This is a genomic window from Lactobacillus sp. ESL0785 (assembly GCF_029395455.1).
In the GTDB taxonomy this organism is placed as follows: Bacteria; Bacillota; Bacilli; order Lactobacillales; family Lactobacillaceae; genus Lactobacillus.
Window position 1 is genome coordinate 162,092 of record NZ_CP113916.1, and the last position, 16,614, is coordinate 178,705.

Annotated in this window: 18 protein-coding genes; 16 read left to right on the forward strand and 2 right to left on the reverse strand. The window is 39.3% G+C overall.

Annotated features, from left to right (window positions below; translation table 11 throughout):
- Positions 1–162 precede the first annotated feature (162 nt).
- Positions 163–1,374: a L,D-transpeptidase family protein gene (locus tag OZY43_RS00810; RefSeq protein WP_277165057.1), complete on the reverse strand. Its 1,212-nt coding sequence runs from the start codon at positions 1,372–1,374 to the stop codon at positions 163–165.
- A gap of 227 nt (positions 1,375–1,601) precedes the next feature.
- Here OZY43_RS00810 and OZY43_RS00815 point away from each other — a divergent pair, with 227 nt between their 5' ends.
- The 7 genes from OZY43_RS00815 to OZY43_RS00845 all read left to right on the forward strand — a co-directional run bounded on the left by OZY43_RS00815 (position 1,602) and on the right by OZY43_RS00845 (position 9,097).
- Positions 1,602–2,396, forward strand: coding sequence for a DUF4931 domain-containing protein (locus tag OZY43_RS00815; RefSeq protein ID WP_277165059.1), 795 nt, complete (start codon positions 1,602–1,604; stop codon positions 2,394–2,396).
- Positions 2,396–3,346 (forward strand): alpha/beta hydrolase, encoded by a 951-nt coding sequence (locus OZY43_RS00820; protein ID WP_277165061.1) that lies wholly within the window; start codon positions 2,396–2,398, stop codon positions 3,344–3,346. Before OZY43_RS00815 ends, OZY43_RS00820 begins: the two co-directional genes overlap by 1 nt.
- Before the next feature lie 77 nt (positions 3,347–3,423).
- Complete coding sequence (locus OZY43_RS00825; RefSeq protein ID WP_277165064.1) at positions 3,424–4,035, forward strand: ECF transporter S component; 612 nt, start codon at positions 3,424–3,426, stop codon at positions 4,033–4,035.
- A gap of 124 nt (positions 4,036–4,159) precedes the next feature.
- A complete protein-coding gene (locus OZY43_RS00830) occupies positions 4,160–4,939 on the forward strand; it encodes a DUF6574 domain-containing protein (protein WP_277165066.1) in 780 nt (259 codons plus the stop codon).
- Positions 4,940–4,947: 8 nt separating this feature from the next.
- Positions 4,948–6,390 (forward strand): zinc-ribbon domain-containing protein, encoded by a 1,443-nt coding sequence (locus OZY43_RS00835; RefSeq protein ID WP_277165068.1) that lies wholly within the window; start codon positions 4,948–4,950, stop codon positions 6,388–6,390.
- Between the two features lie 138 nt (positions 6,391–6,528).
- On the forward strand, positions 6,529–7,278 hold the full coding sequence (locus OZY43_RS00840) for an ABC transporter ATP-binding protein (protein ID WP_277166296.1): 750 nt from the start codon (positions 6,529–6,531) through the stop codon (positions 7,276–7,278).
- 10 nt (positions 7,279–7,288) lie between these two features.
- A complete protein-coding gene (locus OZY43_RS00845) occupies positions 7,289–9,097 on the forward strand; it encodes an ABC transporter permease (RefSeq protein WP_277165070.1) in 1,809 nt (602 codons plus the stop codon).
- A gap of 33 nt (positions 9,098–9,130) precedes the next feature.
- Here the strand turns inward: OZY43_RS00845 and OZY43_RS00850 are convergent, their stop codons facing one another.
- The gene (locus OZY43_RS00850; RefSeq protein ID WP_277165072.1) at positions 9,131–9,904 is read right to left on the reverse strand and encodes a biotin--[acetyl-CoA-carboxylase] ligase; all 774 of its coding nucleotides are present in this window, start codon (positions 9,902–9,904) and stop codon (positions 9,131–9,133) included.
- 253 nt (positions 9,905–10,157) lie between these two features.
- On the opposite strand from OZY43_RS00850, the gene OZY43_RS00855 reads away from it, so the two are divergent.
- The 9 genes from OZY43_RS00855 to fabZ are packed head-to-tail and all read left to right on the forward strand — an operon-like array spanning position 10,158 to position 16,606.
- Positions 10,158–10,619 carry a MarR family transcriptional regulator gene (locus OZY43_RS00855; RefSeq protein WP_277165074.1) on the forward strand — a complete coding sequence of 154 codons (462 nt, stop codon included), beginning with the start codon at positions 10,158–10,160 and terminating at the stop codon, positions 10,617–10,619.
- A gap of 6 nt (positions 10,620–10,625) precedes the next feature.
- The gene (locus tag OZY43_RS00860; protein WP_277165076.1) at positions 10,626–11,591 is read left to right on the forward strand and encodes a beta-ketoacyl-ACP synthase III; all 966 of its coding nucleotides are present in this window, start codon (positions 10,626–10,628) and stop codon (positions 11,589–11,591) included.
- Positions 11,592–11,613: 22 nt separating this feature from the next.
- The gene (locus OZY43_RS00865; RefSeq protein WP_277165078.1) at positions 11,614–11,862 is read left to right on the forward strand and encodes an acyl carrier protein; all 249 of its coding nucleotides are present in this window, start codon (positions 11,614–11,616) and stop codon (positions 11,860–11,862) included.
- Between the two features lie 3 nt (positions 11,863–11,865).
- Positions 11,866–12,819: an enoyl-[acyl-carrier-protein] reductase FabK gene (gene fabK / locus OZY43_RS00870; protein ID WP_277165080.1), complete on the forward strand. Its 954-nt coding sequence runs from the start codon at positions 11,866–11,868 to the stop codon at positions 12,817–12,819.
- Positions 12,820–12,821: 2 nt separating this feature from the next.
- Positions 12,822–13,748, forward strand: a complete 927-nt coding sequence (locus tag OZY43_RS00875; RefSeq protein ID WP_277165082.1) for an ACP S-malonyltransferase — start codon at positions 12,822–12,824, stop codon at positions 13,746–13,748.
- Positions 13,748–14,482 carry a 3-oxoacyl-[acyl-carrier-protein] reductase gene (gene fabG / locus OZY43_RS00880; protein WP_277165084.1) on the forward strand — a complete coding sequence of 245 codons (735 nt, stop codon included), beginning with the start codon at positions 13,748–13,750 and terminating at the stop codon, positions 14,480–14,482. Before OZY43_RS00875 ends, fabG begins: the two co-directional genes overlap by 1 nt.
- A gap of 12 nt (positions 14,483–14,494) precedes the next feature.
- Entirely contained in the window at positions 14,495–15,727 is a 1,233-nt protein-coding gene (fabF, locus tag OZY43_RS00885) for a beta-ketoacyl-ACP synthase II (protein ID WP_277165086.1), read from the forward strand.
- Entirely contained in the window at positions 15,728–16,147 is a 420-nt protein-coding gene (locus tag OZY43_RS00890) for a biotin/lipoyl-containing protein (protein WP_277165088.1), read from the forward strand.
- Between the two features lie 12 nt (positions 16,148–16,159).
- Positions 16,160–16,606, forward strand: a complete 447-nt coding sequence (gene fabZ, locus OZY43_RS00895) for a 3-hydroxyacyl-ACP dehydratase FabZ (protein ID WP_277165090.1) — start codon at positions 16,160–16,162, stop codon at positions 16,604–16,606.
- The last annotated feature ends 8 nt before the right edge of the window (positions 16,607–16,614 follow it).

Here is a 16,614-nt window from a genome sequence, read left to right on the forward strand (position 1 = left end):
AGCAGTGCTGCTAGTAATAATAGGAGATTAGATGTAGTAAATATTGAATATATAATGCGAGATTTAGCTTTACAATTATTTGGAGCATAATAAAAGCCCTAGAAATTAGTTTATCCTAATTTCTAGGGTTAATAGAGTTAAGCAACGATTAGTTTTTGATAATTAATTATAAACAATGACAGGTTCATTCTTAATAACATTGTGCCAAACCAAGCTGATTTCACTTGGCTTGATATTAACGCAGCCGTGTGAACCGCCGCGCAGGTATGCATGTTTGCTCCAGTCAGTTCGCCAGCTGGCATCGTGTAGCCCACACCCGCTTAAAGTAAATGGCATCCAATACTTAACTTTAGATGCATATTTGGAACCATCGTCGTTACGGCCCCGCAAGGTAGCAGGTGATTGCTTATACTGAATATACCATACGCCTTGTGGTGTCCGATTGCCTTTACCGCCATCTTTAGTTCCAGTAACTACATCAGTTAAATGAACGGCTAGTTTGTTTTTTCGAATAATCCATAATTCCTGATTTTTGAGCGAAACAACAACGTAATTACTGCCAATTCCGTGATTACTCTTACCGTAACCTAAGCCATAGGTACTGTAGCCAAGACCGTAGAGATGATTTTTACCATTAAGTGTTTTGGTTCCATTTAAGAAAGCTTGTTCTACGGCATTTTGAGCTTTTTTGATATAGACACCCCAGCCATAACTTTGGTTTTTAACTGTAATTTTGTTGCCGTTACTCTTTTTACTGCCAGGCACTTTGAACTGGTAACTCTTGTGTAAGGTAGCAGCTGAAGTATTAATTTGATTTAATTTAGTAACCAAATTTTCAACGTTAGTAAACGAATATTTGCCTTGCTTGTAGGTCAGTTCATTAATTAACTTACGTGCAGATAAGCGATAAGTTTTGCCGCTGAGTCGGTAATTAATTACAGCCGTACTGATGCTTTCCAATTTTTTGTTTGCAGCATCCAATTTTTGAAAATTGTAATTGTAGTTATGCTTGTTGGGCATTGTTGTGTGCTGCTTTTTAAAATAAGTTGCAACAGTTGCTTGATTAATTGTATTAAGACTAGGATCACGTTCAACTGCAACTTTGCCATTTTCTAAAGATACAATATTATTGGCGTGCGCGTTAATTTTATTCGTAGCTTTGGAAACAGTTAAGCTGCCAACTTTAACGCCATAAATACTGACATTTGGATTAAAGTGAGTGGTTGCGAATTCTTGTGCTCGGCGCTCTGATTCGACATGGTTATTGTATAGTACCACACCGAAAATAATTGCCAAAATTAAAATAATACCGATAATAACCAAGTAGATGGTATTTCGATTATTGTGTTTTTTAAAATTTTTTCTTGATTGCATAGTTTTACCTACTATTAAATAAAATTATTACACAAACATTAGCTGCTCTAGTTTATCATCTATTGTAAGGTTAGTAAAATTTTCGAAATAAAAGATCGCTGCTGGTAAAAAACTGCGGCGACTAATTTGCTTTTTTACTATTAGTATAAAAATAATTTTGTTGTTTGGAAAATAATAATTTATAATAAATACCATTAATAGGTAGAAATGCTTGAGGGAGATTTTAGATGGAAAATGAGCCGCTTGTTTTTGAATTAAGTGTAGCTAAAGGCAAGCCGCACTCATATCGAAAAACAGATTTGAAACCTAGCTGCCCTTTTTGTGCGCCTGATAAATTAACCAACATTTATCAGAAACGCGGGGCTATGATTTGGCTACGCAATAAATTTCCAACATTGCGCGATACAAAGCAGACGGTCTTAATTGAGTCAGACAACCACTATGGCGACCTTGCTAATTACACTGTCAGTTATAACCGAACGTTATTACGTTTTGCTTTGGCCTGCTTTAGGCGAATGCAGACTAGTGGCGATTTTCGCTCAGTATTATGGTATAAAAATTACGGTCCAAATTCTGGTGGTTCGTTGATGCATCCGCACATGCAGATTGTTGGTTTAAATCAGATAGACGGTTATCAAAATATTACTGCACAAAATTTTACAGGAATTACTGTCTTTAATCAAAAGGTTGTCGAGGTTAATATTGCAACTTTTCCCGTACAGGGTTATGAAGAAATAAATATTAATCTGTTAGAATTAACGGCAATTGATTTGTGGGCTGATTGGATTCGGAGTGGTGTTAGGTATCTGCTTAATGTGATGTTTAATGGTCACTGTGATTCCTATAATTTGTTTTTTTATCCGCGACAAGATGGTGGAATTTGTGCCAAGTTGATTGCTCGAATTGCGGCACCTGCATATTTTGTGGGATATAAGCTATCGCAAGTTAATGATGAAAAAACACTGCAGGATGAAGCAACACGCTTGCGCCATTTTTTTGCGAAAGGATCAAAATTAGAATAATGAAAAGAAAAAACTTACTCCAATTGGGCATAGGATTAATTGGTGGCGAGTGGCTGCAGCATAAGTGGGGTTACAGTCTTTCGAGTGCAGTGATTGAACAAGCGTTACGAGTAATTAAGCCTTTCCCAGAGGTAACTGCAGCTAAGTATCAGCAAGCATTAATAGAAAACAAAGCACCATTTAAACTGCCAGATTTTGCTGCCAAGATGGGCTTTCGGTTGTGGTCAAAGTATAGCGATACTTATTGCTTGAATAAGTATGCAACAGCGCGGGGACGAGTTGTCTTTTATTTACATGGTGGTGGTTTTTGGCAGCAACCGACTTACTTTCATTATGCTTTTTTGGTTAAGCTAGCTCGCCATTTGCAAGCACAAATTATTATGCCGATTTATCCTAAAATTCCGACATATAATGTTTTTGAAACTGAACCTATGGTATTGCATACTTACCAACAGCTGCTAGAAACGGGAGTTAAACCTAATCAAATTGTATTAATGGGTGATTCTGCTGGCGGCGGGTTAAGTCTAGTTTTACTTGAGCAGCTGCAAAAACTGCACTATCAACAACCACGGCAGGCAATTCTGTTTTCACCGTGGCTTGATGTTCAAACTAACAATCCGAAGATGACGATGATTCAGCGCTATGATCATTTGCTAACAGCGGCGGATTTGCAGTTGCGCGGCCGTCTGTATGCTGGCAAGTTAAAAACAGATAATCCGTTAGTTAGCCCACTCTATGGTAATTTAACCGGCTTAGCACCGCTTTACGTTTTTAGTGGGACACATGACATTCTCCATGTTGATGCTCAAAGGCTGCAGCACCGAGCATTAATTCAAAAGTTGCCGCTGCAAGTTTTTACTTATCCCAAAATGGCGCATGATTTTGTTTTGTATCCAATTCCGGAAGCACGATTAGTCTTGAATCAAGTTGTTGAAATTGTTACTGCTTAATTATTAGCAAAATTAATATTTGTAAGTATCGCTGTTTAGCAATACAATTATTCAATAATCTACTTAAGGAGAAAATTATGCACAGAAAACAAACGCAAAAGATGGCGATTACGGCTTTATTCGTAGCCATCTTTTTACTGCAAACATTTGTACCCAATATTGGCTACATTCGAATTCTACCGACATTACCTGCAATTACAACAGTTCCATTGACGGTTGCTGTTTATTCCTTGTTAATGGGACCAAAGGCGGGGACATTATTTGGCCTCTTTTGGGGATTGCTACGCTTATTTCAAGCATATACTCAGCCGGGTGACATTGTTAGTTTGATGCTGTTTCAGAATGTGTTTATTTCGCTTGTGCCAAGTATCTTAGCTGGATTATTTTCTGGTCTTCTTGGTCGTGCGTTTCAGAATAAGTCAGGCAAGACACGCGAGTTTGGTTATTTCTTAGCTGGGGCAGTTACTTCGTTAACTAATACCGTCATGGTGATTTTATTGACTAGTGTTATTTTTGCGGGTAATGCTAAATTGGTCGCACATTTAGGGAATTTTGCGCCAAGTACGCCATTAATTATGATTTTAATTGTGGCCTTGGGACTGAATGGTGTAATTGAAACTGTTTTTACGGCGGTTGTAACGCCGCTAATTGAAACACCATTGCAGAAGGCAATGAAAAAATTACGTTAAAGTTATTTAATATGAATTAATTTTTAGAGCAGGAAGCTGCTCTTTTTTTATGGGCAAGATTATATTAAAATTAAGTAGATTCATGACAATTATTAAAAAATAAGTGGATAAATAGGAGTAAATAATGAAGAAATGTCCCGAATGTGGAGCGATGCTCAATGTCGACGTTAACTTTTGTACTAATTGTGGTGCAGATGTTAGACAAGTTTTGCAAGTAGAAGTTAATCGCTCAGATATTCAAACTGAAATTAAACGGATACAAGAGAATGCTGATAACCAAGATTCTTCAGATCAGTTGCAGCAATATTGGCAGTGGCTAGTTATCTCGTGGCAGCATCCTTTTAAAGAACAGGTCAGTGTTAGTTGGTATGGTCTGGTTACACTGTTAATTGAAGATTTTTTGCTGGCATTGGGTTTATATATTGGCACGAGTAATATTTCCAATCAATATATTAATGGGCAACAATTACCAGTGTTTACAGGAATTTCTTTGGGGACAACATTTGAAATTTTCTTCTTTGTTCTATTGTTTGAAGCGGCTTTTGCTGGAACAATATATCTCGTCTACTTATTTATTTATGGGCAGAGAAGAAGTTTTATTTCGGTTTTTAATCACGCACTTCAGGCATCTAATCTGAATATTATTTTAATGTTGGCAGCTTTTATTTTTATGATGTTGGGAATTGGGGGCAAAGTTTTTGCGATAATGCTTTGTGCCGTGTGCTTTAATATTTTTGTTGGTGCGTTCGTAGTTGTGTTGCTTGGAGATCCTAATCCGGTGCGTGATAAAATGTATGGCTTTATGATTGCAGTCGTCGCCAGTTTTATTGTCAGTGCAATTTGGGGAACAATTGTTTACAATACAATTGTTTTGCAAGTGCTATCATACTTTGGAAGATTATGAGGTAAAAAATGAACGAGAAAATATTTTGTCCGCAATGCGGCAATCAGGTAAATGCAAATGTTAAGTTTTGTCCTCATTGTGGTGCTAATTTAACTAAAATTAGTGCTAATCTTGCTTCTAAGGAACCCACATCAAATAACAGTCGGATGCAGGCTAAGCAAACACGGCAACAGCCAGTTGGTCCTAAGCCACAGCCAATGAAGAAGAAAACTAAACTCATTCTGATAATAGCTGCATTTGCTGTTGTTTGTTTAGGCGTTTTTTATGCTTGGGGAGCCAATTATTACAGTCGAAATAACCAAGTTGACCAAATAATAGTTTGCTTGAAGAATCCACAAATGAAAATGGCACAACTTGTGACAACTGATGATCATAATATGATTGTTAATGATGCGGCACTTAAACCATTGCAGAAGTATTATCAGGCTCACCAGACAGCTGCCAATAATTTGGGAGTTAATTTAAAAAATGGCGGTGGCAGTAGTCAGGTTAGCTTAACGCAGTCAGGACGTTACTTATTGCTATTTCCGAAGTACACCTTACATTTGAACACTTATACGCCCAAGATTGAGGCTAATCATGCGAACACTAAGGTAGTGATTAATGGCCAGTCAGCAGGTAAAGTCAAGGGCGCAGCAGGCAATTATCATGAGAAACTGCAGCCACTTTTCCCTGGCAAGTATCATATTGAGGTTGATTCAATTGTATCGGGTCGTGAGCTTAAAGCCAATTCAACAGTTAATGTTTGGTCCAATAAGACGATTAATATGAATATTAAGACGGCGACTTTTTCTGTTAAAAGCATTGCAGGTGGTGTGATTTATATTAATGACCAAAAGGCCGGCATCTTAGACCAAAATGGGACGAAGATCTTTAAGAATTATCCGATTACTAATAATATGGAAGTATATGTAACAACAACCTTTAATGGTCAGGTGCTTAAGTCTGAGCTATTGACTGATTTACCGGAAGCGGTTGATAACGGTGCCAGCGATGATAATATCAGCGATGATGTTGACTTTGATGATGATAATAACGTTGTCTTAAAGCCGCAATGGAAAGGTTTGATCAGCGATACTGAGGCCCAGGACTTACTAAAAGAAGCATTTAATGATCCTGACAGTGATGATTTTATTGGCGGCAGTGATAACAGCAGTTATCAAGAATTGCACAAAATGATTAAAGAATTTGATCGTAATGATTCAACGGTTTCTTATGATATGGCTTGTGACATTGTGGCAATTAATCCAGCACCAAATGATTCAAGTAGTGTTGTTTATAAGATTACCTATACCTTTGAAAAGGATAATGGTGATGAACATACGCAAGTAATGCTGTATAAGGGAGCAATTTTGCAAGATGATGGCGATAGGCAAAAGATTAAGTCTATCGGTGGCGGTACAATAACCAGTGATAAGACTGATAAGTCCGGCGAAGATGACGATGATTAAATAATAACTAAAAAAGATAAGTCTTTCTAAAGAAGCAGGAAGGATTTATCTTTTTTTATTAAATTGTTTGACAAATTAATATAAGACATATTAGTGTATTAGGTAAACAGTACAGATAATTTTTAAAGAGGATGAATGATGACTGAAATTTTACGGGTAGACCAAGCTACCAAGACTTATGGTAAACATGGTGAAAAGCAATATCAGGCTCTTAAGGGAGTTAATTTTGCAGTTGATGCTGGAGAATTTGTGGCAATTATGGGTGCTTCTGGATCTGGTAAAACGACATTGCTTAACATTTTATCAACTTTAGATAAGCCGACAACAGGACATGTTTTTATTAATCATGAAGATATTAGCACCTTGAATGCTAACCAGATGGCAGATTTTAGAAGTAAGCAAATTGGTTTTATTTTTCAAGATTTTAATTTGTTGGAGAATTTGACTAATCGGGAAAATATTGCTTTGCCGTTAACCTTGCGGGGGCAAGCACCACGTAAGATTAACCCGCTAATTGATAAAATTGCGCAGCGTTTAGAGATTGATCAGGTTTTAGATAAATATCCGGCGCAGTTATCTGGAGGACAAAAACAACGGGTCGCTTCAGCGCGCGCATTGGTTCACGAACCAGCAATTTTACTGGCCGATGAACCCACAGGTGCCCTTGATTCTAAAAGCGCCCGTGAATTGCTTGCAACAATGGAAGACTTAAATCAAAAAGATGGTGTAACAACCTTGATGGTAACGCATGATCCGTTTTCAGCTAGTTTTGCCAACCGAATTTTGTTCATTAAAGACGGTAAAATCGGTGAGCAATTACTTAAAGGTGAAATGTCACGTCAGGACTTTTATCATGTGCTGATTGATCATTTAGGAACTGAAGATTAAGGAGTTAAGCATGATCTGGAAATTATCTTTAACGGGGATTAAGAGCCGGCTAAAAGATTATATGGTGTTGTTCTCGGGTTTAGTTGTTGCCAGCATGATCTTTTACATGTTTTTGACAATTGCAATAAATCCCGCTTTTTTGAGTCATAATGTTAATGCTCCCAGCAATTATTTGACCTTTATTTTTGGTTTGGGAATAGTGCTCTTGGCAATCATTACGTTAGTTTATTTGTTGTATGCGAATTCTTTTTTGTTAAAAATGCGTAAACATGACTATGGAATGTTTATGATGCTCGGAGCAAAAAGTTCACGAATTGGGCTGCTGATTTTTTGTGAAACTCTGATTACAGGGTTATTGGCTGCTATTTTAGGAATTGTGATTGGTTTTGGCTTAACAGCACTCGTTTCGCAACTAATTATTGGCAATTTAGGATTGCATATTACTCATTTTGCCGTTATTTTGCCTGCTGCGATTATTTGGACGCTGATTTTCTTTATTGCTGCCTTCTTTATTGGTGCTTTACATAATGTTCATAAACTAACACATAGCAAGATTATTGAGCTATTGCATGAAGAACAAGAGCCAGCTAAATTAGGACATCATCCACTGTGGCGTGTAATTGAGGCTGTGTTAGGGTTAATATTGCTGGGTCTGGGCTACTACGTAATGGGCTTACCTGCAACTCAAATCTTCATGACACTGCCACTTGCGTTAGTCACAATTGTTGTTGGTTCTTACTTTGTCTTTAGTGCGTTGTGTACGGGAATTATCAATTTATTACTTAAGAAGAAGGGCTTTTCTTATCGCGGTATACGGTTGTTTACCTTAGGTCAACTTAAGTTTAGACTTCATGACTATACAAGAATTTTGACAGTTGTTTCACTTTTATTTGCTTTAGCCTTAGGAGCCATTACTGTTGGTTTAAACTTTAATACACTGAAGGACCAAGCTAAGATTAGTAATTATTACGATGCGATAATTGTCAGCGATTCGCCGCAAGTTGCGCGTGAAAAGGCTAAACTAAATATAAAATATGAGCAAATCTATCATTATAAAGAAACATCTAAGGACCTTTATTTTAACCAGGCTGAATTTAAGAATAATCCGATTAAAACAATGAAATTTAAGCTCAACAAGGGTCAGCAAACATACCATCAAGTTAATTTACCAACAACACAATTGGCTAAGGCAGGAACGGATGCTAATAATACTTTTGGGGGGATGGTTCCTAACGGGATGCCGAAGATTATTCATTTAGTTTCTCCTGCAAAATGGCAGACATTAGCTGGTAAGAAAAAATTTGTAAACTTTATTAATGTTCAGAATTTTGACCAAGATTATCCGCTGCTACTAAAAATTGAACAACAACAAGTTAAAGAAGATAAAAGTTTTGCAGATGTTTATAGTATTAGTAAGCCGTATAGTTACCAACTGATGTTGAATATGGCAAGTGGCTTTGAATTCATGGGCTTCTTCTTGGGTATTGCCTTTTTGACAATGCTGGCTTCAACCTTAATGTTTAAAGTTTTAAGTGGAGCAGCTAGTGATAAATTACGCTACAAGATGCTCTTTAAGATTGGCGTTCGGCAAAAAGTACTACGCCATTCAATTAGCAGTGAAATTGGTGTGTTGTTCTTATTACCAGGACTTTTGGGTATAATTGATGTTTTGTTTGGCTTAAAGTTCTTCAAGGCATTATTGCCTAATCCCTATGCTAATATTTGGCTGCCGTTTACTATCTTTATTGTGTTGTACCTTTTGTATTACTGGTTGACCGTTAAATTGTATGAACGAATTGTATTGACAAAAGAATTATAAAATTAAAAGACTGCAAATATTTTTGCAGTCTTTTTAGTTTGATCTAATTTTGATAACCTCACCACTGTTGATAGTTAGTGCGTGACCGTTACAGTTAAGGATAAGATTGGCTTGAGAGTCGAGCTTTAATGCGGTTCCTGTAATGACTTTCTTACCTAGTTGGACAGTTACTTGTTGGCCGAGCATTGGTAGATATTTTTGATATTCGGGTAAGAATTGGCCTTGAGCAAAATTGGGTAAAAATGTCCAAATCTGCTTAATTAGTCCAGCGACAAAATGGCAGAATTGCTCATTAGTTGGCGTAGAAGATAGTAAGTTGGTACTGCTGGCTAATTGCTGTTCGAGGTTAGGCTGGAATAGATTACAACCGATACCGATAATGACTGTTTGCGCAGCCACTTGTTCAGTTAGAATGCCAGCAATTTTACGGCCGTACAAAAGCAAATCGTTGACCCACTTGATATCAGTGCTAATACCGAATTGCTGCCGAATAGTTTTGTGTAAACACCAAGCAATACCGGTTGTAAGCAAGCCTTGATTTTGCGAGGTTAGCTGCGGCACATGTGTAACCAGTGACAAATAAACGCCACCGGTATTAGAAATAAAGTGGCGCTGCCGTTTACCATAACCGGCGGTTTGACAATCACTGCCGACTAACAGGGACTGGGAAAGTTTAGTTTGTTGGTAAAGTTTTTGAGCAACCATATTGGTGGAACCAACTTGCTGATACCAATAAATTTTTATTGGTAAATCTACTAATAAATGCTTAATTTTTTGCTCTTTGATAATGTTAATTTTGTTATTCATGATATGTACACAGATATTTTAAAGCTAAAAAAGATTTGATAATCAAAGTAAATTATTAAGTCCTTAAAATCATTTTAGCAAAACTACGACATTTTTGGGGATAAATTTGACAATTTTATCAGATTGCAATATCATACTGCCATAAAATACTTTGATGTCTAAAGTATTTTTGAAAAGCTTTATTAACTGAAAATAATTAAGTTTAGTTAGTAAAATATGTAATTTAATATTTGCTAGAAGGGGGGTGCTACAAGTGGAAGCAAATTTAAAAGAAATCAATGATTTACTGATGGTTGTTTATACCGATATCATGCATGTTGAAGAGCGGGAATTACACAAAAGTGAGTTTAAAGATATTTCGATTAAAGAAGTTCATGCAATTGATGCAATGACAATGTACGATCACAAGACGAGTTCGCAGCTGGCAAAAGAATTGATGATTACAGCTGGTACAGTTACTACCATGGTTAATAACTTGGTACGTAAAGGGTATGTTGTGAGAATACATGGCGATGATGATCGGCGGATTGTTCGGCTAGGGTTAACTCATCGGGGGCGACTAGTTTATCGGGCTCATGATTCATTTCATCGCTATATGGTTAAAAAATTCTTGAGCGGTTTTAATGCTGCTCAAATTGCAATTATTGAACGGGCGTTGCTTAACTTGCGTGCCTTTCTTGAATTTCCATCTCAGATTGATGATAAAAAGGAGTAAGACTAAATGGGTCTAACAATAAAACAGACCGCGCATTATGTTCCTCCTAAAGTGGTAACTAATGATGATCTAACAACGATGATGGACACTTCAGATGAGTGGATTTCTTCGCGAACTGGAATTAAACAGCGTCATATTGCCCAAGATGAACAAACCTCAACTTTGGCTATAAAAGTAGCGCAGCAATTGCTTGAGAAGGCTAATTGCCCAGCTGAAAAAATTGATTTTATTATTGTGGCTACCATGTCGCCGGATTATCTAACACCGGCGACTGCAGCAATTGTTCAGGGTAAGATTGGAGCTAAAAATGCTTTAGCTTTTGATATTAATGCTGCGTGTTCTGGCTTTATCTATGCTCTGACACTCGCTGATAAGTTGCTAGCAACTTATCACTGCGGAATTGTGATTGGGGCAGAAGTTTTGTCTAAATTAGTTGATTGGCAGGAAAGGTCGACGGCAGTCTTATTCGGTGATGGTGCTGGTGGGGTATTAGTTGAACAAAGTCCCCAAGCAGCCTTAATCGCTGAGGATTTAGCAGCTTATGGTCAAGATGGTGATACGTTAACGGCTGGTTATCAACCAGTTAATTCGGCGTTTAGCAATGATCAGACCGATAAGCATAAGTACTACTTTGAGATGGATGGTCGGGCGGTTTATCGTTTTGCGACTCATGAGGTGCCTGCTTCAATTGAACGGGCAATTGCTCAAACTACTTGGCAGCTTAATGATGTTGATTGGTTTATTCTGCATCAAGCTAATGGTCGAATTTTAACTTCAATTGCTCATCATCTCGGTGTTCCCGAAGAGAAGTTTTTGAGCAATGTTGCCAAGTACGGCAATACTTCAGCTGCTAGTGTGCCATTGTTACTTGATGAAGCAGTTACTACTGGGCGCATCAAGCGCGGACAAAAATTGATTTTAAGTGGTTTTGGTGGCGGCTTGACGACTGCTACCACCGCAATTGTTTTTTAATGAATTAAAGGAGTTTTTTAACATGACGGACCAAGAAATTTTTAACAAAGTAAAAGAAATTATTGTAGACGAAACTGGTGAAGACGAAGAAGCTGTCACCTTAGAAGCAAACATTAAGGATGACCTAGATGCCGATAGTCTTGATATCTTTGAAGTAATTAATGAATTAGAAGATGAATTCGATATTAAAATCGAAAGTGAAGAAGGTATTGCCACTGTGCAAGATTTAGTTAACTTTGTTAAGAAGCAATTGGATGCGAAAGAAGGCTAATTTATGGAATTAACTCCATTTATGAAAAGTTTGGGATTAAAGTATCCCATCTTTCAAGGCGGTATGGCCTGGGTTGCTGATGGTAAATTAGCAGCAGCTGTTTCGAATGCTGGCGGCTTAGGAATTATCGGTGCTGGTAATGCTCCTGGTAGTGTCGTTGAAGCAGAAATTAAGACAGCTAAAAGTTTAACTGACCGACCATTTGGCGTTAATGTGATGTTGCTTTCACCTTACGCTGAAGAGGTAGTTAAGGTGATTTTAGCTCATCAAGATAGTGTTGCTGTTGTAACCACAGGTGCTGGGAATCCTGGTAAATATGTTGCGGACTTTAAGGCTGCGGGCATTAAGGTAATTCCAGTTGTTGGTTCAGTAGCATTAGCACGAATGATGGAACGTGTTGGTGCTGATGCGGTAGTTGCTGAAGGTATGGAATCCGGCGGTCATATCGGTAAGTTAACCACGATGGCCTTAGTACCACAGGTTGTCGATGCTGTGAATATTCCAGTGATTGCCGCTGGCGGGATTGGCGATGGCCGCGGCATGGCTGCTGCCTTCATGCTTGGTGCTCAAGGTGTGCAGATGGGTACACGGTTCTTGGTCGCTACTGAATCTAAAGTCCACCCTAATTATAAGAAGGCCGTTTTGAAGGCTAAGGATGCCAGCACGATGGTGACTGGCGACTTTGCAGGACATCCGTCACGGGTCTTGAAGAATAAGATGGCGAAAAAGTACATTAAGATTGAAAAAGCTGAGGCACTTAAGGACAAACCAGATTTTGCGGAATTAGAAGAATTGGGCAGCGGTAGTTTACGCCGTGCTGTAATTGATGGCGATTCTGATACAGGTTCGTTCATGGCTGGTGAAATCGCTGGAATGGTTGAAAAAGAAGAATCAGCAGCTGACATTCTGAATGATGTTTACACGCAAGCTGATAAGTTATTAAGTGGCAAGAACTAACGATGATTGGCTTATTATTTAGTGGTCAAGGTGCCCAAAAAACAGGCTTGACGCAAGACCTTTACGAGACAATTCCAACCTATCGCAAGGTAATCGACCAAGCTACGACGATTTTGGACTTTGACTTACCTAGTTTATTGTTTGATGATGCGCAAGCTTCTAAACTTGCCTCAACGCGCTATTGTCAGCCGGCAATTTTAGCCATCAGTTATGGGTTATACCAGCTAATTGAAGCTAATTTACCGGAAGCCAAATTCGGGATTGGTCTGAGTTTAGGTGAATACAGTGCTTTAGCTGCTAGTGGCCACATTGATTTTGCGACTGCTCTGCGGCTAATTAAACGTCGCGGTGAGTTGATGCAGCAGGCTAGTGACAATACACCAAGCAAGATGGCAGCTGTGATGAAGGCTGATCTGGTCGATGTTCAAGCTGCCTGTAAAGAAGCGACAAGTTTGGGGGCTGTTGGTATTGCCAACGTTAATACTCCCCAGCAGATTGTTATTGGTGGTGCAACTGCTGCTGTTGATCAGGTTACTAGTGAACTAACAGCTGCTGGCAAACGGGTTGTCCCGCTGAAGGTTAGCGGCGCTTTTCATACGCCAGTGATGGCACCAATTCAAGCTGATTTAAACGCGGAATTGCGCACGGTTGACTGGCAAACGGGGACTTTTCCTGTTTACAGTACCACCACGCAGATGGCATTTTCACCAGAAAATCTGACTGCTAATTTAACGCAGCAGCTCATCTCAACTACCTACTTTGCTAAGACATTGTCTGAACATAAGGCTGATCTGACTGCGGTTATTGAAGTCGGACCTGGTAGAACGCTCATTTCGTTTGCGCGCAAACTTGACCGCAAATTGCCAACTTATCGCTTGGATAGCAGCGTAGAACTGCAAAAGACCATTGCGGCATTGGAGGCACATTAATGGATTTAAAAGATAAAGTAGTCCTAGTTACTGGTAGTTCACGTGGCATTGGCTTAGCGATTGCGAAGGCTTTTGCTCAACGCGGCGCAAAAATTGTTTTAAACGCCCGCAAACCAATTGCACCAGAAGTACTAGCTGAATTTGAACAGTTTGCGACATCTGTAATTGATATTAGCTCGGATGTTACAAAACCTGAGTCAGTTAAAAAAATGATTGAACAGATTATGACTCATTTTGGTCAATTAGATGTGGTGGTTAATAATGCCGGTATCAATAAAGATGGGCTGCTTAACCGTATGTCTGAAGATGATTTTAATGCGGTCTTGCAGACTAACTTGGTAGGAACATTTAACGTAATTAGACAAGCTTTGCGGCCAATGTATAAACAACGTTCAGGTTGTTTTATTAATATGGCTAGTGTTGTGGGCTTAACCGGTAATATTGGCCAAGCTAATTATGCGGCCAGCAAGGCAGGCGTAATTGGTCTAACTAAGTCGGTTGCTAAAGAAGCAGCTTTGCGTAATTTGCGTTGTAATGCGATTGCGCCGGGCATGATTGTTACGCAGATGACGGAAGCTTTGAGTGAGAAGCGGCAAGCAGAGATTGCTAAGCAAATTCCTTTAAAGCGTTTTGGTCAGATTAAAGAAGTTGCCCAAACTGCAGTCTTTTTAGCACAAAATGATTACATTACGGGTCAAGTTATCACTGTTGATGGCGGCCTGACGATGCAGTAAGGAGAAGGGTTAATGACAAGAGTTGTAATTACAGGGATGGGCGCATTAACACCCATTGGTAATGATGTAGCCAGCTTTGAAGCCAGTATTAATGCACAAAAAGTTGGCTTTAAGCCAATTACATATTTTGATGCTTCCGAAACTGGTGTTACTTTAGCTGGTCAATTAGATGACTTTGATCCGCTGGTTCATTTGAAGAAAAAAGATACTAAGAGAATGGACTTATTTACGCAATATGCTGTTTATGCGACGGATGAAGCAATGGAGCAGTCGGGGATTAATGCAGAGAACACGGACAGTAATCGTTTTGGCGTTATTTGGGGCTCAGGTATTGGTGGCTTGACCACCATTGAGCAACAGACGATTAAGATGCATGACAAAGGTATAGATCGTTTGTCACCAATGTTTATTCCGGTATCAATTGCTAATATGGCCGCTGGCAATTTGTCAATTCGTTATGGTGCTCAAGCAATCAGTACGACAATTGTGACGGCTTGTGCTTCTGGAACCAATGCAATTGGTGAAGCTTACCGCCAAATTAAGGAAGGTCGTTGCGATGTAATGATTACCGGAGGTTCAGAAGCTGCAATTAATGCTGACGGGATCGGCGGCTTTGCAGCTCTGTCAACCTTGTCCAAAGAAACGGATCCAGCCAAGGCAAGCTTGCCGTTTGATGCGCACCGTTCCGGCTTTGTGATGGGTGAAGGTGCAGGTACGCTTGTTCTTGAGTCATTAGAGCATGCACAAGAACGTGGCGCGCAGATTTTAGGAGAAGTGGTTGGCTATGGAACCTCATCGGATGCCTATCATATCACTTCGCCGGATCCAGCTGGCACGCAGGCAGCACGGGCAATGGAGTTGGCAATTGCCGAAGCTGGCATTACGCCAGATGAAGTTGGCTATGTCAATGCACATGGGACAGCTACCCAAGGTAATGATTCTGCTGAAGCCAAAGCAATTAATCAAGTCTTCGGCGTTGATAGTTCGGTGCTGGTTTCGAGTACTAAGAGTATGACTGGACATTTATTAGGTGCTGCTGGTGCAATTGAGGCAATTGCTAGTGTAGCGGCAATGAATTCGGGTCAGTTGCCAGTTAACGTTGGGCTGACTGAGCAAGCTCCAGAATGTCCAGTGCAGTTAGTTACAACAGAAAATCGCAACTGCCAAGTTGATTACACAATTAGTAATTCGTTTGGCTTTGGCGGTCACAATGCGGTTTTAGCTTTAAAAAGGTGGGTTAATTAGATGACTTTTGAAGAAATCCAAAAATTAATAAAACAGGTTAATCAAAGTAACATCACCAAGTTAAACTTGGATTTTGACGGTGGGCATATTGATATTGATAAAAAACAGGCAGCCGTTGCTGCTGCACCTAGTGGCAATGTTGCTGTTGCTGCTAAACCAGCGGCTCCAGCAGATGCAGTACTGCCACAAATTAAGTCGCCGTTAGTGGGAATTGTTTATTTACAGGCTAATCCTGACCAGCCGCAGTATAAAAAAGTTGGCGATCATGTTGAAAAAGGCGATGTTGTCTGTGTAATCGAAGCCATGAAGATGATGACGGAAGTTAAAAGTGACATTAGTGGCACGATCAGTGAAATTTTGGTTGCTAATGAAGAAGTGGTTGAGTATGACCAGCCGTTATTTACGGTAACGCCGGAATAGAGGGTGATGAACATGCAAGAACAAGAAACCCTGCAAACACTTGATATTACACAGATTCAAAAGATTATTCCGCATCGTTACCCAATGCTTTTAGTTGACCGAGTATTAGATTATCAAGCAGGTAAATACGCTATTGCGCGTAAAAATTTGACAATGAACGAAGCATTTTTCCAAGGGCATTTTCCAGGAAATCCCGTCATGCCCGGAGTATTAATCGTTGAAGCTTTAGCACAAACTGGCGCAATTGCTCTGCTGACTCTGCCAGAATTTAAAGGTAAGACTGCTTATTTTGGCGGAATTAAGAAGGCTCGCTTTCGCAGAATGGTTATTCCTGGTGACACATTGCGGCTAGAAGTGGAACTAGATAAGTTACGCGGTAGTGCCGGAATTGGTAAGGCGAAGGCGTTAGTCGACGGCGAAGTTGCCTGCACGTGTGAATTAACATTTGCAATTCAATAAGGTGTGAA